Origin of the sequence: Aeromonas sp. 84A (genome assembly GCF_051919345.1) — a bacterium.
Taxonomy (GTDB): Bacteria; Pseudomonadota; Gammaproteobacteria; order Enterobacterales; family Aeromonadaceae; genus Aeromonas; species Aeromonas veronii.
Map to the genome: position 1 here is coordinate 4,212,126 of NZ_JBQBEW010000001.1, position 18,805 is coordinate 4,230,930.

General features: G+C 58.8%; 18 protein-coding genes. 7 read left to right on the forward strand and 11 right to left on the reverse strand.

Features of this window, described 5'->3' with window-relative positions:
* Nucleotides 1-98: 98 nt before the first annotated feature.
* The 3 genes from ACTG20_RS19075 to arcB all read right to left on the reverse strand — a co-directional run bounded on the left by ACTG20_RS19075 (nucleotide 99) and on the right by arcB (nucleotide 4,346).
* Nucleotides 99-302 (reverse strand): hypothetical protein, encoded by a 204-nt coding sequence (locus tag ACTG20_RS19075; RefSeq protein WP_005349248.1) that lies wholly within the window; start codon nucleotides 300-302, stop codon nucleotides 99-101.
* A gap of 315 nt (nucleotides 303-617) precedes the next feature.
* The gene (dgt, locus tag ACTG20_RS19080; protein WP_194496645.1) at nucleotides 618-1,982 is read right to left on the reverse strand and encodes a dGTPase; all 1,365 of its coding nucleotides are present in this window, start codon (nucleotides 1,980-1,982) and stop codon (nucleotides 618-620) included.
* A gap of 51 nt (nucleotides 1,983-2,033) precedes the next feature.
* Nucleotides 2,034-4,346 carry an aerobic respiration two-component sensor histidine kinase ArcB gene (gene arcB / locus ACTG20_RS19085; protein ID WP_005339096.1) on the reverse strand — a complete coding sequence of 771 codons (2,313 nt, stop codon included), beginning with the start codon at nucleotides 4,344-4,346 and terminating at the stop codon, nucleotides 2,034-2,036.
* Between the two features lie 207 nt (nucleotides 4,347-4,553).
* On the opposite strand from arcB, the gene ACTG20_RS19090 reads away from it, so the two are divergent.
* The gene (locus tag ACTG20_RS19090) at nucleotides 4,554-5,540 is read left to right on the forward strand and encodes a DUF2860 family protein (RefSeq protein WP_194496646.1); all 987 of its coding nucleotides are present in this window, start codon (nucleotides 4,554-4,556) and stop codon (nucleotides 5,538-5,540) included.
* A gap of 67 nt (nucleotides 5,541-5,607) precedes the next feature.
* Here the strand turns inward: ACTG20_RS19090 and ACTG20_RS19095 are convergent, their stop codons facing one another.
* From ACTG20_RS19095 to ACTG20_RS19110, 4 genes are all read right to left on the reverse strand, one after another.
* A complete protein-coding gene (locus ACTG20_RS19095; RefSeq protein ID WP_194496647.1) occupies nucleotides 5,608-6,306 on the reverse strand; it encodes a DUF3334 family protein in 699 nt (232 codons plus the stop codon).
* 89 nt (nucleotides 6,307-6,395) lie between these two features.
* Nucleotides 6,396-6,842, reverse strand: coding sequence for an HIT domain-containing protein (locus ACTG20_RS19100; protein WP_194496648.1), 447 nt, complete (start codon nucleotides 6,840-6,842; stop codon nucleotides 6,396-6,398).
* Between the two features lie 73 nt (nucleotides 6,843-6,915).
* A complete protein-coding gene (locus ACTG20_RS19105; RefSeq protein WP_194496649.1) occupies nucleotides 6,916-7,557 on the reverse strand; it encodes a DUF2057 domain-containing protein in 642 nt (213 codons plus the stop codon).
* A 71-nt stretch (nucleotides 7,558-7,628) separates the two neighbouring features.
* The gene (locus tag ACTG20_RS19110; protein ID WP_194496769.1) at nucleotides 7,629-8,528 is read right to left on the reverse strand and encodes a LysR family transcriptional regulator; all 900 of its coding nucleotides are present in this window, start codon (nucleotides 8,526-8,528) and stop codon (nucleotides 7,629-7,631) included.
* Between the two features lie 97 nt (nucleotides 8,529-8,625).
* On the opposite strand from ACTG20_RS19110, the gene ACTG20_RS19115 reads away from it, so the two are divergent.
* A complete protein-coding gene (locus tag ACTG20_RS19115; RefSeq protein ID WP_194496650.1) occupies nucleotides 8,626-9,228 on the forward strand; it encodes a short chain dehydrogenase in 603 nt (200 codons plus the stop codon).
* A 127-nt stretch (nucleotides 9,229-9,355) separates the two neighbouring features.
* On the opposite strand, the gene ACTG20_RS19120 is transcribed toward ACTG20_RS19115, so the two are convergent.
* From ACTG20_RS19120 to dapA, 3 genes are all read right to left on the reverse strand, one after another.
* Complete coding sequence (locus ACTG20_RS19120) at nucleotides 9,356-10,459, reverse strand: phosphoribosylaminoimidazolesuccinocarboxamide synthase (RefSeq protein ID WP_194496651.1); 1,104 nt, start codon at nucleotides 10,457-10,459, stop codon at nucleotides 9,356-9,358.
* Between the two features lie 167 nt (nucleotides 10,460-10,626).
* Complete coding sequence (gene bamC / locus ACTG20_RS19125; protein ID WP_005349235.1) at nucleotides 10,627-11,754, reverse strand: outer membrane protein assembly factor BamC; 1,128 nt, start codon at nucleotides 11,752-11,754, stop codon at nucleotides 10,627-10,629.
* Complete coding sequence (gene dapA, locus ACTG20_RS19130; protein WP_194496652.1) at nucleotides 11,747-12,634, reverse strand: 4-hydroxy-tetrahydrodipicolinate synthase; 888 nt, start codon at nucleotides 12,632-12,634, stop codon at nucleotides 11,747-11,749. The genes bamC and dapA overlap by 8 nt, the downstream gene beginning before the upstream one ends.
* Nucleotides 12,635-12,839: 205 nt before the next feature.
* On the opposite strand from dapA, the gene ACTG20_RS19135 reads away from it, so the two are divergent.
* The 3 genes from ACTG20_RS19135 (at nucleotide 12,840) to ACTG20_RS19145 (ending at nucleotide 14,526) form a co-directional block, all read left to right on the forward strand.
* A complete protein-coding gene (locus tag ACTG20_RS19135; RefSeq protein WP_005349229.1) occupies nucleotides 12,840-13,373 on the forward strand; it encodes a glycine cleavage system protein R in 534 nt (177 codons plus the stop codon).
* A gap of 24 nt (nucleotides 13,374-13,397) precedes the next feature.
* Nucleotides 13,398-13,862: a thioredoxin-dependent thiol peroxidase gene (bcp, locus tag ACTG20_RS19140; protein WP_042059887.1), complete on the forward strand. Its 465-nt coding sequence runs from the start codon at nucleotides 13,398-13,400 to the stop codon at nucleotides 13,860-13,862.
* Between the two features lie 163 nt (nucleotides 13,863-14,025).
* Complete coding sequence (locus ACTG20_RS19145; protein ID WP_005341125.1) at nucleotides 14,026-14,526, forward strand: YfbU family protein; 501 nt, start codon at nucleotides 14,026-14,028, stop codon at nucleotides 14,524-14,526.
* A gap of 59 nt (nucleotides 14,527-14,585) precedes the next feature.
* Here the strand turns inward: ACTG20_RS19145 and yfbV are convergent, their stop codons facing one another.
* The gene (yfbV, locus tag ACTG20_RS19150) at nucleotides 14,586-15,026 is read right to left on the reverse strand and encodes a terminus macrodomain insulation protein YfbV (RefSeq protein ID WP_005339116.1); all 441 of its coding nucleotides are present in this window, start codon (nucleotides 15,024-15,026) and stop codon (nucleotides 14,586-14,588) included.
* A 304-nt stretch (nucleotides 15,027-15,330) separates the two neighbouring features.
* Between yfbV and ACTG20_RS19155 the strand changes: the two genes are divergently transcribed.
* Both ACTG20_RS19155 and pta read left to right on the forward strand, forming a co-directional pair.
* Complete coding sequence (locus ACTG20_RS19155; RefSeq protein WP_040097310.1) at nucleotides 15,331-16,533, forward strand: acetate kinase; 1,203 nt, start codon at nucleotides 15,331-15,333, stop codon at nucleotides 16,531-16,533.
* Nucleotides 16,534-16,587: 54 nt separating this feature from the next.
* Nucleotides 16,588-18,780 (forward strand): phosphate acetyltransferase, encoded by a 2,193-nt coding sequence (gene pta, locus ACTG20_RS19160; protein ID WP_440008067.1) that lies wholly within the window; start codon nucleotides 16,588-16,590, stop codon nucleotides 18,778-18,780.
* The last annotated feature ends 25 nt before the right edge of the window (nucleotides 18,781-18,805 follow it).

An 18,805-nucleotide genomic window follows, 5' to 3' on the forward strand; every position in this document is an offset into this window, starting at 1 on the left:
CCAACATGTGAACCTGGAATCAACCATAAGATGGAAAAATGGCAGGCATGCAGCCTGCCATTTCACTAGCGAGGGGGATCTTATTCTCCCCTTCGCGATCAGGTTATTCGATTCCCGAGGCGGAAGCCGGTTTGATACTCCCGCTCGCGAACGAGGGCAATTTGACCCTGATATCCTTCCAGCCCGATATCCCTGAGCAGGGCAGGTGACAGATTGACCTGCACGAGACGACGCTCGACCCGGGCAATCCTTCTCTGAACCAAGGATTCAACACTGCGCAGTAAAACCAGTTCGATAGACATGACATTCTCCAGTTGAACATGCGGTTCTCCCGGAGAAAGTGGATATCACCCTGCGGGACGAACCGCGGGTGATAAAAAGACAGGGGTTACCTGTTTACGCCACGCGGTAAAAGAGCACGAGATTTCACGCCGCACGCAGTGCCGCGAGAGAATGCAATATTGAGCATCAGATGTTGCATATTCGTCTCCTTACCGGATAAAAGTTGAACAGGTTGCAGAAGTCTAAAAAATATCCGAATTCAAAACAAGCCTCTTGTGACTCCTTTTTAAACGTTTTTACGGCATTTTATGCTGCCCGACAGGGAGCTTGGGGCATCAGATCCCCGAGAGTAGCCGGTACTCTTCCAGTACATAGGTATCCGTCATGCCGCTGACATAATCGAGCAGCAGCCGCACCCGGTAATACCACTCCTGCTCGTTCTGGCAGGCAAAACGCGGATCCGGGGTGGCGATCGCTAATCGATAGGCCTTGAGATGGCGGGCCGAGAGGCGGTGATAGAGGCGGCGCGCAAAGAACAGCGCCTGACTCCCCTCCCCGGCCAGCAGACGGGCAAACTGTGGCGCTGACAGCGCCAACAGACAGGCATAACTGGTCAGCACCCCGCGCAGCGCCGCATACCCTTCCAGTTCGAGAGCCTCGACTTCGGGTCGCATAAACACCAGCTCGCGGGCCACCTGCTTGAGGATATCGAGCACCCGCGCCGCCGGCGCCTGACCGTGCAGCAGCGCTTGCGGATAGGATCCCAGCAAAATGGCCTGATGTTCGCTGACATAGCTCTGCGCCGCCAACGCCACCAGATCCCGGGTCAGCTGCTGGCGAAAATGGGGGAAAAAGCCCCGACCAGAAGCCAGCGCCTCATCCAGCAAGGTGCCCATGTAGTCACTCTGGTCAGCAGCTCGCAGCGCCGCCAGCAGTTCACCCTGAGTCAGGATCCGCCGATCTACCGCATCTTCCAGATCGGCGATGCAGTAGGAGATGTCATCGGCCGCCTCCATGATGTAAACCAGCGGATGACGGCAGCCGGGGGCCAGACCCAGGCTCTGACCGAGGGCCCGGTAGAGCGGCTGCTCGCTAAAGAAGATGCCCCGCTTGCTGCTCCAGCCATGATGCTGGCCATAGCTCACGCCGGGCCGGGGCTGCTGCGGGTATTTGCAGAGTGCCGCCAGCTGCCCGAGCGTCAGGTTAAGCTCGTGCAGGCTGTGCACCAGCCGTAGACTCTGGGCGTTGCCATCAAACAGTTGCAGGTCCTGACGCAATTCAGCCCACTGGGCCGAGGGGGTCTGCGCCAGCGCCTGCTGATAAAGGGGATCGAGCATCTCGCCGAGCCACTGGCTCATCACCTGCTCGCCAAAGTGGCCAAACGGCGGGTTGCCCACGTCATGAAGCAGGCAGGACATCTCCACCAGATTGATAAAGGCCCCTTCGCAGACCATGCCTGCAGGCAAGGCGGCCAGAATGCGGCGGCTGATCTGGCGCCCGGTCTCCTGCACCTCCAGCGAGTGGGTGAGGCGGCTGCGCACCGAGGCCTTCACATCGAGCGGAAAGACCTGGGTCTTCTGCTGCAGCCGGCGCACCGGCGCGGCCTGCACGATGCGGGCGCGATCCTGCTCGGTCGCCTCCAGCAGCTCTTCGTCACCCCAGGGGTGGATGCGCGCGGGGGTAATCAAACGGCTATACATCTTGCAACTCCTTGCCAACAACGTCCCTCAGACTCAAGACAACCACCCGCTTCAAGACAACAACCAGCGCCGCAGACGGGCGATGTCGCCCGGATATTCGCGGCGCAGCGTCTCAATCCAGTCTTCCACGTTTTCCCACCAGGCGGGATGATCCGGGCTCTGGATCAGCTGAGCCGTCTGCTGCAAACGGCGCAGGCCAATGGAGCCTGCCGCCCCTTTTATCTTGTGGGCTTCTTCCACCACGCCGGCCTGATCCTTGGCAATCATGTTGGAGTCGAGCACTGCCATGTAGTCCGGCATCATCTTCTCGAACAGATCGACGCTGGAGAGCAGCACCGGCTTGCCCACGGTATCGGCGTAATCGGTGAGGAAGGGGATATCCAGCAGGGCATCCTGATTGCCCGCATCCGCCTGCTCGTCCGCTTCATCCTCGGCCAGATCGGCAAACAGGTGACCAATCACCTCCCGCACCGCCTTGGAACCAAGCGGCTTGTTAATGACATCCTGCATGCCGTGATCACGGTAGTACTGACGATCACCGGTGGAGTTGGCGGTGAGTGCCACCATGGGTGGCAGGCTGTCGCCATAACGCTCCAGCAGGGTTTTCGCCACATCGAAGCCGGTCATGTCCGGCAGCTGGATATCGAGCAAAATGAGGTCGAAATCATCCGGGTTGGCCATCGCCAACGCCTGGGTGCCGTCCCGTGCCACCTGCACCTGATGACCCAGCTTGCCCAGCAGGGCGCAGGCCACCGTCACGTTAAGCTCCACATCCTCCACCAGCAGGATATCGAGGGAAGGCATCTCCTCCTCCTGCTCTGGCAACACAGGCTCGGCGCAAGCCACTTCCAATTCGGCAGTGAAGCAGGAACCTTCGCCCGGATCGCTGTCCACATAGAGCTGGCCGCCCATCGCCTGCACCAACTGACGGGAGACCGCGAGGCCAATGCCGGTGCCGGTGGCGTGCTTCTTGCCCTGCACCTGATAGTACATGGCGAAGATCTTCTCCTGCTGGGCGCGCGGGATGCCGATACCGGTATCCTCCACCTCGAAGTGCAGGGCCAGCTTGCCCGGCTCGTCGGCGGGATGGGAGAGGCAACGCACGGTGACGCCCCCCTCATCGGTAAACTTGACCGCGTTGCCCACCAGATTCCACAGCACCTGACGCAGGCGGGTGCCATCAGCCATCACGAATTGCGGCATGTCGCCATCGCGATCGAAATGGAGATAGAGCCCCTTCTGCTCCGCCTGAATACGCGACAGGGTCTCCAGCTCGTCGAGGAAGGCGGGCAGGTCGATACGGGTCGGCGCAATTTCGAGGCGACGGCGATCCAGTTTGTCCAAGTCGATGATGTCGTTGAAGATATTGCCAAGGGTCACCGCACTCAGGTGAATGGTCTTGAGCTGCTGATGCTGCTTGGGATCGAGGGGGGTATCCATCAGCATCCGGCTTAAGCCCACAATGCCGTTGAGCGGGGTGCGCAACTCGTGGCTGATGGTGGAGATAAAGGTGGTCTTGTCGCGGCTCGCCTTCTCCAGCTTGTCCTGATACTGCTTTCGCTCGGTGATGTCGCGGCCAAAGCCGAGCAGGCCGAGTCGCTTGCCGAAGCGGTCGAAGAAGGGCACCTTGCGCAGCTCGAAGTAAGCCTTGCGGCCATCGGGATACTCCAGCCACTGCTCGTAGGTGAGCGGCTCGTTGCTGGCAAAAACCTGCTTGTCGGTCTCCACCACCTTGTTGGCGATCTCCTGCTTGTAGACATCGAACGGGGTCAGACCAATCAGCTCGGCCTCCACCTTGCCGGTCAGCTCCTCCATGGCGCGGTTGCAACCGGAGAACTGCTCATCCTCGTTGCGGTAGTAGACCAGATCCGGGGAGCAGTCGATAAAGGAGCGCAGCAGCGCGGTGCGCTCCCCCAGATGAAGCTGAGCTTTCTCCCGCTGAAACACCTCGTTCTCGAGATCCTCGATGGCCTGCAGACGCAGGCTCTCGGCCCGATTGGTTTCGGCAATCTGGGCGTTGAGACGGCTGATGTTCTCCTGCAGCTGGGTATTGAGCTCCAGATCCCGCTCGCGCATATCTTGCAGCTTGCGCACCATCCGGCTCAGTCGTTGACGAGAATCCTCCAGCTGATCCACCACGATGGAGAGAAAATAGACCGCCCAGGGGGTCACCAGCAGGCCAAAAAACACCGAGCGAACGAAGTCGATCACATCGATATTGCCGCGCAGGAACAGGGTCACCCCCATCTGGATCGCGACCGCCAGCACGATAATGCCCGCCGCCAGGAACATGCTGAAGCGCACCAGTCCCAGCTTGGTCATCAGATCGACATAATATTGCGCCCAGGATTTAATCTGTTTCATCTTATTGTTTTCCCCCGATATTCGCGGTACAGAATACCAGCACAACCGAGTGAACTCTTCTTAATCTCGCACAATTAATTAACGATTCGCCGAATGAAATGAGTGGGTTAGGATAATTGGCAATATTGAGTCAGTTGCCATTAAGGTTTTTTCTTTATACTCACCGGCCGAAAAAAATTCACCACCATTTAATTTAGGAGTTATCCGATGCGCAATACCACCTTGCTGGGCCTGGGCCTGCTGGTCGCAAATAGTGCTTATGCTGATTTGGGTGAAATTCCCAAGGAGTCTGGCTGGTCCGGTTTCCTGCTTGGCGGGGTCAGTGTCATCAATTACGAATCAAATTTTTATAGCGGTGATGATGAAAACCGCCGCCTGAGCGGACTGGGCAGTGCCGAGAGCAGCTCCGCCGTTGCCCCGCTGCTCAACGCCGATATCCGCTACACCTTTGCCGATACCCGCACCCAGGTCTTCCTCGGTAACCTGATCCAGGATGCCATCCGTTTCGACTTCACCCAGCAGTTCGGTATCCGTCAGGAGATGAGCGACAAGGGCATCGTAGCTGGCTCCGTGGTCTTTAATGCCATGCCGACCGAGCAGTGGAGCGATCCCTTCGCTGTAGGCGTTGATCGCCAGTCGACCGATATCAAGTCAAAAGGGGTTCGCTTCGCCTGGGACAGCATCTGGGGTAGCAACTTCAATGGCAGCCTGACCACCCGCAACATCGAGGTGGATGAGGAGCGCAGCGGCAGCCAGTACGGCGCCGATACTGCAGCCAAGCTGGATCGCAACGGCAAGATCCACGCTCTCGACCTCTCCTACAAATGGCAGCTGGCGCCTGGTCAGATGCTGGAGCCAGCCTTTATCTACCGTCAAGCCGATCTGGATGGCAGCGCCCAAAGCTACAAGAGCAACGGCCTGCAGTTGACCTACGGCAAGCGCGCTTCCCAGTGGTCTTTCGTCAGCAACGCCTATCTGGGCCAGACCAAATATGATGAGGCCAACCCGATCTTTGGCCAAAACGCCGACTCCGACGAGTTTGCCCTGACCGGTACCTTCTTCTGGCACCGCCTGTTCGGTATTGCGCCGCTCTCGGCAACCTTTACCGCTGGCTATGCCAAGTCCGATTCCGACATCAACTTCTACGATTCTGAATCCGTGATGTTCAACACCGGCCTGCTCTACAACTTCTAACAACTGTTGTTCGCACCGATACAACAAGGCCACCCGAAGGTGGCCTTGTTGCTATCCGGCGTTTGCCTCAGATACCCAAAGAGTCGAGCAGATCGTCGTGATCGTTGGCGACCGGGGCCGCAGCCTGAGCCGGCTTGGCGGCATCCTGCTTGGCCTGGGCGATCAGCGCATCGGGATCCAGCTCCTCGTGCTCCATCCCCTCATTGTGGATGCGGATGAACTCGGTTTTGTCCATCGCCAGCTCCAGATAGAAGATGTTGTTGCGGGCAGTGAAGAAGGTGACGCGGCGGGACTCCGGGCTGTCGAGATTGGTATCGACGCTCAGCATCACCTGCTTGTTGAGCGCCAGCATCTTCGGCTGGTTTTGGGTGATGTGGGTCTGCAGATCCCGGCCCACCTTGACGGTAAAGCTACCGACGATCTGGTTCATCAGCTCGCCCATCACGTTGCTCACCTCGTCAGAGGTGTGGGAGATGGCGAGATCCTCCTTGGAGAGCCCCATGCTCAGCATGTAGCTCTCGTACAGCTCCATGGCGGCGGCGGCGGAGAAGTTGATCACCACCAGACCGGAAAAACCGCCATCGAACAGCACGAAACAACCGATATCCGGCTTGAGGCAGGTCTTGCTGATCCGCTGCACCATGCCGGAAAACCGCACCTGACTCATGGTCGCGGCACTCAAAACGTCCGTCACCGAGTTGCACAGGCTGAGCAGCACATCCTCTGTGGTCAATACGGCATCGTCATCGAATCTTGTCACTATCATGGGACCTTCCTGAACATCGAAAATGGGCTTATCTATACCATAACTCTAACAGATGGCGCGGCCCGGAGACTGAAATAGCGACACGCCTCTCAGTTGACTCCGTTATCAGCAGCCACAGGGAGGAAACCGCTCAGCTTGGCGAGCCGGGCACGCCATATATCGGCCTGCTGCGCCAAAACTTGTGGCTCGTAAGACAAGACCGGATGAGCGCCCCAGATGGGGCCGGGCCAGGCGCGATCCGTCGCAAAGCGGGCGACATGGTGAAGGTGGAGTTGCGGCACCAGATTGCCCAGCGCTCCGATGTTGATCTTGTCCGGGCTGAGGGCCTGTTCCATCAGGGCGGCGACGGCGCAGGACTCCTGCATCAGCTGTTGCTGCTGCTCCGGCGCCAGATGGTGAATTTCCCGCAGGTTGGCTACTCGCGGTACCAGGATAAGCCAGGGATACTGGCTGTCTTTGGCCAGCAAGACACGGCAGAGGGGCAGATCCCCGAGCCACCGGGTATCTGCCTGCAGGCGTGAATGCAATTCAAACATGAAAACCTCGTTGAGTACGATGAACAGAGCGCCTGAAAAAGGAGTGTCCACGTTACTGCAACGGGCAGAAAACTTAAAGCTGTGGCACGGCCCAACCGATAAAGCGCTTGCGCAGAGCCGGATCTGCCTGGAGGAACAACTGCTGCAACTGCCCTTCCAGCTCGCTGGCGGCCACAACGGGTTGCGCCCCACCGGAGAACGTAGCCGTTGGTTGTGTAGTCACAGCGACGGCCGTCAGCGCCGCCTTGCCGCCGCTGCGGTTGTATTCAGCCAGCTTGCCACTCCAATCCACCCCAAGCAGCATGCCGCTGGTCACCAGCGCATCCTGCTGGATGGCAAGCGCGCGGCCATTCTCCTGCAGCGCCACCACCGGAGCCTTGGCATAGGCCTGCATCCCCCGCTCGTCCCCCGGTACGCTGGCCGTCAGCTGCAAATGCTGATTGCTGCCCTGATAGCGCACCACCTGCGGCTCGGAGCGTACCTGCCGATCATTCTCGCTGCTGCTGCGACTGGGGATCACCCCCTCGAAGCGCACCAGCAGTTGCTGCTCGCCATCCGCCAGGGTGGCATGCTGCTCGTCCTGCAAGGTACCGTTGCTCACCGCGAGGATGCGGAAATTCTCCGGCACCTTCACTTCCACCATGGCCTGCACACTGCCAGCCCCCAACACTGCACAGAGCAGCACAAAACCGGTCAACCCTCTATTACTCTTCATTCCCGCTGATCTTCCTGATGCCGATGATGGGCGCAGGGTAGCAGCCGAAGATGACAGAAAAATAACGCCGCTCAGAGCAGGTAGTGGGGTCGCTCGGCAAACCACTGGGCCAGCACCTGCTTGAACAGCCGGATCTTGCGCGGCACCCGCCGCTGCTGGGCATGCAGCACATGGAGCTGATGCAGGCCACTCTGCCACTCGTCGAGCACGGTCACCAGCTCCCCCGCCGTCAGCAGCGACTCCACCAGCATCAGCGGGCACTTGGCATAGCCCATACCGGCGCGCGCCAGTTGCAACACGGTACTGTAGTGGTTGGTCCGCACCTTGCCCTGCACCAGAATGTGGGCCTCCTCCCCCTCACGGATAAAGTGCCACTGCTCCCAGGCAGGATTGTGCCCCTGCAACAGGCAGCTGCGCCCGCTCAGCTCATAGGGAGTGGCGGGACGCCCCTCGCGCGCCACCAGCGCGGGGCTGGCCACCACCACATCCTTGAGCCGCCCCAGCGGCAGGGCCACCAGATTGTCCGGCACCTCGCTCATGGCGCGCAGGGCGATGTCGTTTTCTCCCTGACTCATGTCGACCATCTGGTTGGTGAAATTGAGTTCCACCTCCACTCCCGGGCAGAGCGCGGCAAAGCTGGTCAGCAGTTCGCTCACCATGCGGTCGCCGGTGCTGACCGGGCAGGTAAAGCGCAGTCGTCCGCAATCCTCTTCGGTCAGCGCCTGAATATCCTGCTCCGCCTGCCGAGCCAGCGCGAAGATCTCCCCCGCCTGCTGGTAGAGGGTCTTGCCCGCCTCGGTCAGACTGAGGCGGCGGGTGGTGCGCTGCAACAGTTGCGCATTGAGTGAGGACTCCAGCGCGCTGACGTGGCGACTCAGCATCCCCTTGCTGACCCCCAGCGTATCGGCCGCAGCCGAGAAACTGCCGCGCAGCACCACCTCATAAAAGCTGGCCAGATGGGCGATATCCATCATTAGCTCCAATATGGAAACAATGGGTTTATTTTACACGCTTTTTCGCATTTTCTGTTGCGCTAGAATCGATACATCCCAATCAGGAGTGATGCAGATGAAAATTGTGATTGTGGGTGCCTCCGGCACCGTCGGCTCCGCGGTCAGTGAACTGCTTGCCAAAGATCATCAGGTGATCCGGGTCGGCCACAGCCGTGGCGATGCCACGGTCGACATGCGCGATCCCACCTCCATCAAGGCGCTGTTTGCCAAGCTGGGGCAGTTCGATGCGCTGGTGGTGGCCAGCGGCAGTGTAGCCTTCAACGGCCTGACCGAGATGACCGACGAGCAGTGGCAGGTGGGAGTGGAGAGCAAGCTGATGGGCCAGATCAACCTGACCCGAGCCGCCATTCCCTATCTGACAGACAAGGGTTCCATCACTTTGATCAGCGGTATTCTGAGCGAGGAGCCGATCAACTGGGGCGTGAGCGCCAGCACCGTCAATGGCGCCATCGATCACTTTGTGAAAGCGGCCGCCTGCGAGCTGCCAAGGGGCCTTCGCATCAACGTGGTGAGCCCTACCGTGCTGGCGGAGTCGATGGACAAATACGCCGACTTCTTCCCGGGGTTCGTGCCGGTGCCCGCCGCCAAGGTGGCGCAGGCTTACAAGAAGTCGGTGTTGGGCATCCAGACCGGTCAGGTGTTCAGAGTAAACGGTTGAGCGCTGCTTGCTTGCTGGCAGAGCAGCAATAAAAACGGGCCCCATAGCGGGGCCCGTCTGTTTCTCTGCCTCTCTCCATCGCCACCAGCAAACGTTTGTTTATTGGCGACAAAAAAGAGAGCAACCCTTAGTCGATCAGACCGTACTGCTCGCGCAGCACCTCGATGATCTCCTGCTTGGGATTGGCAGAACGCGCCAACTTGTGGCCGATTATCTTCTCGGCGATCCCGACATAGGTGTTGGAGATATCCATCATCACTTCGGTCGGCAGCTTGTTGTCGCGGGCCAGGGCAAAACGTTCCGGCATGCGGTTCTTGTTGAGCAGGATGTCCGGATCCGGGAAGTGGTTGAGCAGCCACTGACGGAAACCCTCTTTGGACTTCTCGACGATCTGTCCGTCGCGCAGGGCCGCGCCATCCCAGATACGGGAGCTGTCGGGGGTGCCCACTTCGTCCATGTAGATCAGCTTCTCGTTGCCGGCGGCATCGTGGACGTAACCAAACTCGAACTTGGTATCGACGAAGATCTGATCCAGCCCAGCCAGCGCGTCGCTGATGACGTTGAAGCCCTCTTTGAGCAGCACTTCGTAACGGTCGATGTCGGCCGGTTTGCTGAAGTTAAAGCCTTTATAATGGCGCTCGATATCGGCACGGGAGACGTTGACGTCATCAGCTTCCGGCACGCCATCCAGCCCTGTCAGCACGCCCTTGGTGGACGGAGTGATGAGAATTTCCGGCAGCTTCTGATCCTTTTTCAGCCCTTCCGGCAGGGTGATGCCGCAGAACTCGCGCTCGCCATCCTTGTAGGCACGCCACATGGAGCCGGTGATGTATTGGCGGGCAATCGCCTCGATCATCACCGGACGGGCTTTTTGCACGATCCAGACGAAGGGGTGCGGAATATCCAGAATGTGGCTGTCGGCCAGTCCCTTCTCCTTGAACAGCTTGAACCAGTGGCTGGAGATAGCATTGAGCGCCGCGCCCTTGCCCGGCACGCCGTTAAGGCCATCCACACCTTGCCAGATGCAATCGAAGGCCGAGATGCGATCGCTGATCACCATGAGGGCGAGGGGCGCATCGGCCGGCACATCATAGCCTTTCTCTTTTATGAGCCGGGCACTGTCTTCGGGGGTCAACCAGTAGACGCTGCGCACTTTGCCGGAATGGACAGGTTTATCGGTACGGATCGGCAAATCGTCATTCACCGCCAATACTTGATCTGCAAGACTCATGGCTAATAACACTTCCTGTTTGTGGGGGGTAAACATCGCGAGTTCCTCACCTGCACGCTCTGTTTGCAACGGGCTGGCAAGGGGGCTCGCATCATCGAAAACCGCTCGGAATCCCCGCGTTTTCAGGGGGATTTTGATAACAAAACAGGGGCACAAGGCCCCTGTATTTATTCTGCTTTTGCTGCTGCCTGATCGGCCAGCCCCTTGGCGAACGCCTCGGACAGGCTGATATACATCTGGGAGATAACCCCGGACGATACCGGCTTCTTGTCCTTGTCGAACAGGGTAATGGAGGTCTTGCCTCCCGCCATTTCGCCAAGCTGGAAGCGGTATTTCTCCTCCTCCAGTTTGAACGGCTCGCTCCCTTTCGCCTTCCAGAACTCGGCACCCGGCTCTTCGTACTCGACGTCGATCCAGCCCAGAGACTGCTGGGTATCCTTGATGGTGAAACCGTAAGCGGGCAGTACCTGGTTGAGGCGACGCCACACCTGATCAAAGGAGCCTTCGGCAATCCAGGCGCTCAGCTCGTTGTTGTCCAGACCCAGTTGCAGACCCATGCCATCGTTGGACTTGTGCTGCTCGCGGGCTTTCAGCTGGCTGTCGTAATAGAGCGAGAACTGGTTCAGCACTCGCGCGGCATAGCGCTGGGCATCGGCAGGGGTCAGCTTGTTGCTGGTCTCGCCGTCGATGGTCTCTTCGTGATCCAGCACCCGGACCGACATGTTGACGGCGTGGCGCTGGGCATCGTTGCGCACGGTGAACTGGTAACGCTGACGGATTTTGAAATCTTCGTCATCTTCACCCCAGCCATCGAGGGCGACAGTGTTGTCAAACCAGCCGGTCTGCAATACGCCATCCTGCTGATCCAGCTTCTCGGTGGTGACCTTGTATTTGGCCAGGAAGTTCATCAGGAACGACCAGGTATCGCGCTCCACGCTCTGGCTGGTGCTGAGGGCATAGAAGGCAACGGTCGGTTCGGTTGCGCTCTGCACCACCTGACTGCCCGGTACCACGGTCAGCAGTTGAGCGGGTGGGCGCACATCGACCTGGGCGCCGAGGGCACCTTCACGGCTGCTCTCGGGAAGCGGCGGGATATCGTACTGGCTGTTGAAGGTGGGGGCACTCAATCCTGCGGGGATCAAGAACGCGCGGCCCTCGAGGCGGGCATCTTCGTAACCGAAGTCGCGGTTGGCCATTTTGCGATCCTGGGGGGTGCTGCAACCGGCCAATACGGCCACAGTCGCAACACTCAGCACCAGACGTGCTCTATTTCCCTTTCCATTAGATTTAAACACTCGCCATCAACTCCGCTGTGGTCAGTGCTCGCGCCATCAGCTGCTCGCCCTCGGGGGTGAGGTCAATCAGCGGCAGGCGCAAGGTGGCTGTTGCAATCAACCCCAGTTGGGCACAGGCCCATTTCACCGGGGTAGGGCTCGGTTCGCAGAACAGAGTCTTGTGCAACGGCATCAAGAGATTGTTGATGTCATGCGCCTGCCCGGCATCACCGGCCAGCGCAGCACGACACATGTCGGCCATCTGGGCCGCTGCAATATTGGTGGTGACCGAAATCACGCCATCGCCACCTTGCAGCATAAAATCACAACCAGTGGCATCGTCGCCACTGTAGAGAGCAAACTCCGGCCCGCACAGCTCGCGCAGCAGCGGGGTGCGGCTCAAATCGCCGGTTGCCTCTTTCAAACCGATAATGCCGGGAACCTTGGCCAGACGGGCCACTGTCTCCGGTTTGAGATCGCAACAGGTGCGACCGGGCACATTATAAAGAATTTGGGGCAGACCACTAGCCTCGGCGATCGCACAATAGTGGCGATAGAGACCTTCCTGAGTGGGCTTGTTGTAGTAAGGAGTCACCGAGAGGCCCGCCACCACGCCGGTTTTGGCCAGTCGCTTTGCCAATTCAATGGCATGGGCAGTATTGTTGGAGCCGCAACCGGCGATGACGGGAATGCGTCCGGCGGCATACTCAACAGTCTTTTCAACGACGGCGATATGCTCCTGCTCGCTCAGGGTCACCGATTCCCCTGTGGTACCCACCGCAACAATGGCGCTGGTCCCGGCGCTGACATGATAGTCGACCAGCTTGGCCAGACTGGCCCAATCGACTTCACCTGAAGCCAGCATGGGGGTAACGAGCGCAACAATACTACCGCGTAACATGGACTTTTCTCCCGATTTTCAGGGGCGTAATGGTAAAGCTGACCCCTTTGAAAAACAAGGGAGAGAGGGGGCAAGCCGTGATACCATCCGGAACAAAAAGTAATGGACGAAAGTCGGCAGCGCCCCTCAGGGAGTGGTCATCAGGGCCGGAGGGTTGGCTTGCCAGCGCGGCTTTCGCAACGAAATAACGGACGAGAGAAGATTTATGACTCACTACCTGGTCGTAACGGCCATCGGCACGGACAGGCCTGGCATCGTCAATGAAGTGACCCGCCACGTCAGTGGCTGTGGTTGCAACATTGTGGACAGCCGCCTTGGCATCTTCGGCAATGAATTTACCTTTATCATGCTGCTCTCGGGCGACTGGAACAGCATGATGCAACTCGAGATCAGCCTGCCCCTGCGTAGCCAGGAGTGGGATCTCATCACCATGATGAAACGCACCGAACGCCACCAGTCTCTGCAGTATGACGTCCGCGCCAGTGCCGACCTGTTGATCCGCGACGAACCCGGCATCGTAAGCCAGTGCACCCAGTTCTTCAGCGAACATGGCTGGAACATTCAGGCGATGCAATCCATGACCCTGGAGCAGCAGCCGTTCAACCTGCTGAAGATCAGTTTTCAGCTCAATCTGGCCAGAGAGGGTGAAGTGGAAGGTTCGCAAACCGCCTTCGCCGAATTCTGTCGTCAACTGGGTGCCGAATCGTTCGAGTTTATCGTCAATCGCAAACACGCCTGAGGGCGTTTTACCCGAGGAGACCCCATGCAACCACTACAAGCTGGCAGCCCCGCCCCCGATTTCTCCCTGCCCGATCAGAATGGCAATCAGGTCAGCCTTGCTGGCCTGCGCGGCAAAAAAGTACTGGTCTACTTCTATCCCAAGGCGATGACCCCCGGCTGCACCACCCAGGCCTGCAGCCTGCGCGATGTGAACGCCGAGTTGACCGCCCTCAATGTGGTGGTGCTTGGCATCAGCCCGGATCCGGCCAAACGGCTGAAAAAGTTCGAAGAGCGGGACCAGCTCAACTTCACCCTGCTGGCCGATGAAGACCACGCCGTCGCCGATGCCTTTGGCGTCTGGGGCCCGAAGAAGTTCATGGGCAAGGAGTATGACGGCATTCACCGTCAGAGCTTCCTCATCGACGAAGAGGGCAAGATTGCCCACCACTTCGACAAGTTCAAAACCAGCGATCACCATCAGGTGGTACTGGATTTCCTCAAGGGATAACCCTCCCCTGCGTCATTGAAAGGCCTGCCATGCAGGCCTTTTTTGTCTGGTCAGCCGCCCCTTGCCAGCGGATTTTTCTCACCAACTCCCCCGCCCAGATCAAAAAATTCATTTTATATATGGGTTAACGTGACCCCAGAATCATCTTCCAGCGAGATATCCCATGAACATGAGCAACACTGAGCGTTTGATCCTGAGCAACCAGTACGAAATTCTGGCGAAACTCAACCCGGAGAAAGCAGACGTCTACCAGCGCGCCAGCACCATCATCGAGCGCGGCTACTGCCTGCAAATCCTCGAGCTGGAGAAGAGCTTCGGCCATCTGGATCTGGCTACCTGCCAGGAGGTAATCGACACCCTGGAGCTGCACCACGCACTGGCCATCTCATGGGGCAATCTGGATGCCGCCGATCAGGGCGAGATCAACGCCAGCCGGCTGGAGTTCAACGGCTACAGCCGCAGCCAGGAGCGTGAGCTGGCCGACTACGTCTGCTTCCTGCTGGAGGTGGACAAGCGCTTCCCCGAGCTCAAGTGCCCGTGCGACGAGCTCTCCAGCGACATCGCCATGCGCGACAAGTATCAGCGGATGCTGCAGGTGTGGCGTCAGTGCCCCCGTCAGTACAAGCTCTCCATCCAGGAGATCCGCAAGGTGCTGGCGGCCTGATCCGCACACCAACCGCAACAAAAAAGGCGCCACTGGCGCCTTTTTGCATCTGAAACGAGTTATTCGTAGAGAAAGGATTTATCGAGCTGCTGGAAGGCGGCCTTGAGGGTATCGGCCAGCTCTTCATAGCGCGGCTGAGACACCAGCTGACGACGGCCACCCTGTTCGTTCATCTTGCCGTTGATCTCCCGATACCAGCTCGCCAGCGACGGGGGCAAACGGGTGTCGGCCCGCTGACCGAGCCAGTAGTAACCCTGCAGCGGCAAACTGAGCAGAAACAGCACGGAAGTGATGACGGAAGGCCAGTAGTGCAGCTCGCCAAACTGGAACTGCAGCATCACGCTCAGCACCGCCAGCGCGGGGATCACCTTGAGGGCGAACTCGGTCGCCTTGATCACCCGATTTTCAGGAAACATCGAATTGAGCTCGGGACGGCGCGGCCAAAGCGTCATATAATGGCGGCCTTGCTGTAACTTAGTTCCAAAAATGTTCATGCTCATACTACCTCCGAGCGCTTTTTGAACGTACTAACGGCAAAACCTCGACAAAATTTGATGCAAAGTAACAAAGGTTGAGGATGACTTTGTTATTTTTCAACAATCGGGTTATCCTTTGTACGCCCATTTTTGCGTCAAAAGCTTCTTGCTATTGACCTGTCAGGGACGTCTGGATTTCGGGTCTTGTATCACTATACAAGGGGCAAGCAACAGATTGCCAACCCTCATAAGGATAAGTTGAAAATTTTTGGCCGCACCGCGTCCAACGCATCCGCCTACACAACCCAATCTGCGATAGGATTTATTCATGAGTAAGCTGGTTCTTGTTCTTAACTGTGGCAGCTCTTCCCTGAAGTTTGCCGTCATTGACGCAACCACCGGTGATGACCTGCTGTCCGGCCTGGCCGAGTGCTTCAACCTCGACGATGCCCGCATCAAGTGGAAACTGAATGGCGAGAAAGGCAGTGCCGATCTGGGCGCGGGTGCCGCTCACCAGGAAGCGCTGGACTTCATCGTCAACAAGATCCTGCCGCTCAATCCGGAACTGTCCAAGAACCTGATCGCCATCGGTCACCGTGTTGTTCACGGTGGCGAGCGCTTCACCTCTTCCGTTGTCATCTGCGAAGACGTGATCGCCGGCATCGAAGCCGCTGTTCCGTACGCACCTCTGCACAACCCGGCTCACCTGATCGGTATCCGTGAAGCTCGCCGCGTATTCCCGGCTCTGGCTGACAAGAACGTGGCCGTATTCGATACCGCGTTCCACCAGTCCATGCCGGAAGAAGCCTTCCTGTACGCCCTGCCGTACAAGCTCTACAAAGAGAACGGCATCCGTCGCTACGGCGCTCACGGCACCAGCCACTACTACATCAGCCTGGAAGCTGCCAAGCAGCTGAACAAGCCGGTTGAAGAGCTGAACATCATCAACTGCCACTTGGGCAACGGCGGTTCCGTCTGCGCTATCAAGAACGGCAAATCTGTTGATACCTCCATGGGTCTGACCCCGCTGGAAGGTCTGGTGATGGGTACCCGCTCCGGCGATCTGGACCCGGCCATCATCTTCTTCCTGCACGACAAGCTGGGCATGAGCGTGGCCGATATCAACACCATGCTGACCAAAGAGTCCGGCCTGCAGGGTCTGACCGAAGTGACCTCCGACTGCCGTTTCGTTGAAGACAACTACGACAGCAAAGAAGAAGCCAAGCGTGCTATGGACGTTTACTGCTATCGCCTGGCCAAGTACATCGGCGCCTACGCTGCCGCCATGGACGGTCGTCTGGACGCCGTTGTTTTCACCGGTGGTATCGGTGAAAACTCCGCCCCGATCCGTGAAATCACCCTGAACAAGCTGGGTCTGCTGGGCTTTGACGTCGATCACGACGCCAACCTGAAGGCTCGTTTCGGCAAGGGTGGCGAGATCACCAAGGCTGGTTCTACCAAGGCCCTGGTTATCCCGACCAACGAAGAGTGGGTTATCGCCCACGACGCGCTGGAACTGGTCGGCGCTTAATTGACGCAGTAACTCGAGGCCGCCCACAGGGCGGCCTTTTCCTGATCCCAAAAAATGAACAAGGGGTATAAAGTGGCACGCACTATTATGCTTATCCCGGTCGGCACTGGTGTCGGCGTAACTTCCGTGAGTCTGGGCGTTGTTCGCGCCATGGAACGTCACGGTGTCAATGTCAGCTTCTTCAAACCGGTTGCCCAGCCGCGTCCGGGTGAAACCGGTGCCGAGCGCTCAACCGCCGTTATCCGCGCAGCTGCCAACATCAACCCGCCCGAGCCCTTCACCCTCTCCTACGCCGAGAACATGATCAGCTCCAGCAACACCGATATCCTGCTGGAAGAGATTGTTGCCCGCTTCGAAGAGCACGTGAAATCCAGTGGTGCCGAAGTGCTGGTTGTCGAAGGTATGGTGCCGACCGACAAGCAGCCCTTTGCCAACAAGCTGAACTACGACGTCGCCAAGGCGCTGGACGCTGACATGGTATTCGTGACCCACCCGGGCCATGACTCCAGCCAGAAGCTGAAAGAACGCATAGAACTGGCCTGCTCCAACTTCGGTGGTGTCAATAACCCCCGTATCGTTGGCTGCGTGATCAACAAGGTTGGCGCGCCGGTTGACGAGCATGGTGTAACCCGCCCTGACCTGACCGAGATGTTCGAAGCCCATCACCACGCTTCTGACGCAGCTCACAACCTGGAAGTGCTGCAAGTATTCGGCAAGAGCCCGCTGCGCATCCTGGGTTGCATCCCCTGGAACACCCAGCTGATCGCCCCGCGCGCCAAGGATCTCGCCAAGCATCTGGCTGCCAAGATCTTGCACAAGGGTGAGCTGGACAGCCGTCGCCTGCAGACCGTGACCTTCTGCGCCCGCTCCATCCACAACATGGTTGAGCACTTCCGTCCGGGTAGCCTGCTGGTCACCTCCGGCGATCGCTCTGACGTCATCGTATCTGCCTGCCTCTCCGCCATGAACGGCGTCAAGCTGGGCGCCCTGCTGCTGACCGGCAACTATCATCCGGAGCCGCAGGTAATGGCGCTGTGCCAACAGGCCATGGCCACCGGCCTGCCGATCATGATGACCGGTACCAACACCTGGCAGACCGCCGTCAGCCTGCAGAACTTCAACGTCGATATTCCGGAAGATGACCGCGAGCGTATCGAACTGGTACAGGACTACGTCGCTGGCCACATCGACAAGCACTGGATCGAGTCGCTGACCGTCAGCTCTACCCGTTCCCGTCGTCTGAGCCCGCCGGCATTCCGTTATCAGCTGACCGAGCTGGCCCGTCAGGCCAACAAGCGTGTCGTGCTGCCGGAAGGCGACGAGCCGCGCACCATCAAGGCTGCCGCCATCTGTGCCGAGCGTGGCATTGCCCGTCCGGTGCTGCTGGGTAACCCGGAAGAGATCCGTCGCGTTGCCGAACAGCAGGGTGTGGTACTGACCGATCGCGTCGAAATCATCGATCCGGCCGTTGTGCGCGAGCGCTATGTGCCGCGTCTGGTCGAGCTGCGCAAGAACAAGGGCATGACCGAAGTGGTTGCCCGCGAGCAGCTTGAAGACAACGTGGTACTGGGTACCATGATGCTGGAGCGCAATGAAGTTGACGGCCTGGTATCCGGCGCGGTGCACACCACGGCCAACACCATCCGTCCGCCGATGCAGATCATCAAGACCGCTCCGGGCTCTTCACTGATCTCCTCCATCTTCTTCATGCTGCTGCCTGACCAGGTGCTGGTCTACGGTGACTGCGCGATCAACCCGGACCCGACTGCCGAGCAGCTGGCCGAAATCGCCATCCAGTCCGCCGACTCCGCTGCCGCTTTCGGCATCGAGCCGCGCGTCGCCATGATCTCCTACTCTACCGGTACCTCTGGCGCCGGTGCCGATGTAGAGAAAGTGCGTGAAGCGACCGAGCTGGCCAAGGCCAAGCGCCCCGACCTCATCATCGACGGCCCGCTGCAGTACGATGCGGCCATCATGGAGAACGTGGCCAAGTCCAAGGCACCGAACTCACCGGTTGCCGGTAAAGCTACCGTGTTCGTCTTCCCTGACCTGAACACAGGTAACACCACTTACAAAGCGGTGCAGCGTTCTGCTGACCTGGTCTCCATCGGCCCGATGCTGCAAGGCATGCGCAAGCCGGTCAACGACCTCTCCCGTGGTGCCCTGGTTGACGACATCGTCTACACCATCGCCCTGACCGGTATCCAGGCTGCCCAGGCTGACGAACAAGCATCAGCTCTAGCCTGAAAAAACCGATCACAAAGGCTGCTCA

Coding starts and splice junctions, on each gene's coding strand:
- yfbV (WP_005339116.1), bottom strand. CDS start 15,026: ATGAGCATGAACATTTTTGGAACTAAGTTACAGCAAGGCCGCCATTAT.
- arcB (WP_005339096.1), bottom strand. CDS start 4,346: ATGAAACAGATTAAATCCTGGGCGCAATATTATGTCGATCTGATGACC.
- pta (WP_440008067.1), top strand. CDS start 16,588: ATGAACAAGGGGTATAAAGTGGCACGCACTATTATGCTTATCCCGGTC.
- ACTG20_RS19100 (WP_194496648.1), bottom strand. CDS start 6,842: ATGTTTGAATTGCATTCACGCCTGCAGGCAGATACCCGGTGGCTCGGG.
- ACTG20_RS19110 (WP_194496769.1), bottom strand. CDS start 8,528: ATGGATATCGCCCATCTGGCCAGCTTTTATGAGGTGGTGCTGCGCGGC.
- dgt (WP_194496645.1), bottom strand. CDS start 1,982: ATGTATAGCCGTTTGATTACCCCCGCGCGCATCCACCCCTGGGGTGAC.
- ACTG20_RS19155 (WP_040097310.1), top strand. CDS start 15,331: ATGAGTAAGCTGGTTCTTGTTCTTAACTGTGGCAGCTCTTCCCTGAAG.
- bcp (WP_042059887.1), top strand. CDS start 13,398: ATGCAACCACTACAAGCTGGCAGCCCCGCCCCCGATTTCTCCCTGCCC.
- ACTG20_RS19095 (WP_194496647.1), bottom strand. CDS start 6,306: ATGATAGTGACAAGATTCGATGACGATGCCGTATTGACCACAGAGGAT.
- ACTG20_RS19105 (WP_194496649.1), bottom strand. CDS start 7,557: ATGAAGAGTAATAGAGGGTTGACCGGTTTTGTGCTGCTCTGTGCAGTG.
- ACTG20_RS19135 (WP_005349229.1), top strand. CDS start 12,840: ATGACTCACTACCTGGTCGTAACGGCCATCGGCACGGACAGGCCTGGC.
- ACTG20_RS19075 (WP_005349248.1), bottom strand. CDS start 302: ATGTCTATCGAACTGGTTTTACTGCGCAGTGTTGAATCCTTGGTTCAG.
- dapA (WP_194496652.1), bottom strand. CDS start 12,634: ATGTTACGCGGTAGTATTGTTGCGCTCGTTACCCCCATGCTGGCTTCA.
- ACTG20_RS19090 (WP_194496646.1), top strand. CDS start 4,554: ATGCGCAATACCACCTTGCTGGGCCTGGGCCTGCTGGTCGCAAATAGT.
- ACTG20_RS19120 (WP_194496651.1), bottom strand. CDS start 10,459: ATGAGTCTTGCAGATCAAGTATTGGCGGTGAATGACGATTTGCCGATC.
- ACTG20_RS19145 (WP_005341125.1), top strand. CDS start 14,026: ATGAACATGAGCAACACTGAGCGTTTGATCCTGAGCAACCAGTACGAA.
- ACTG20_RS19115 (WP_194496650.1), top strand. CDS start 8,626: ATGAAAATTGTGATTGTGGGTGCCTCCGGCACCGTCGGCTCCGCGGTC.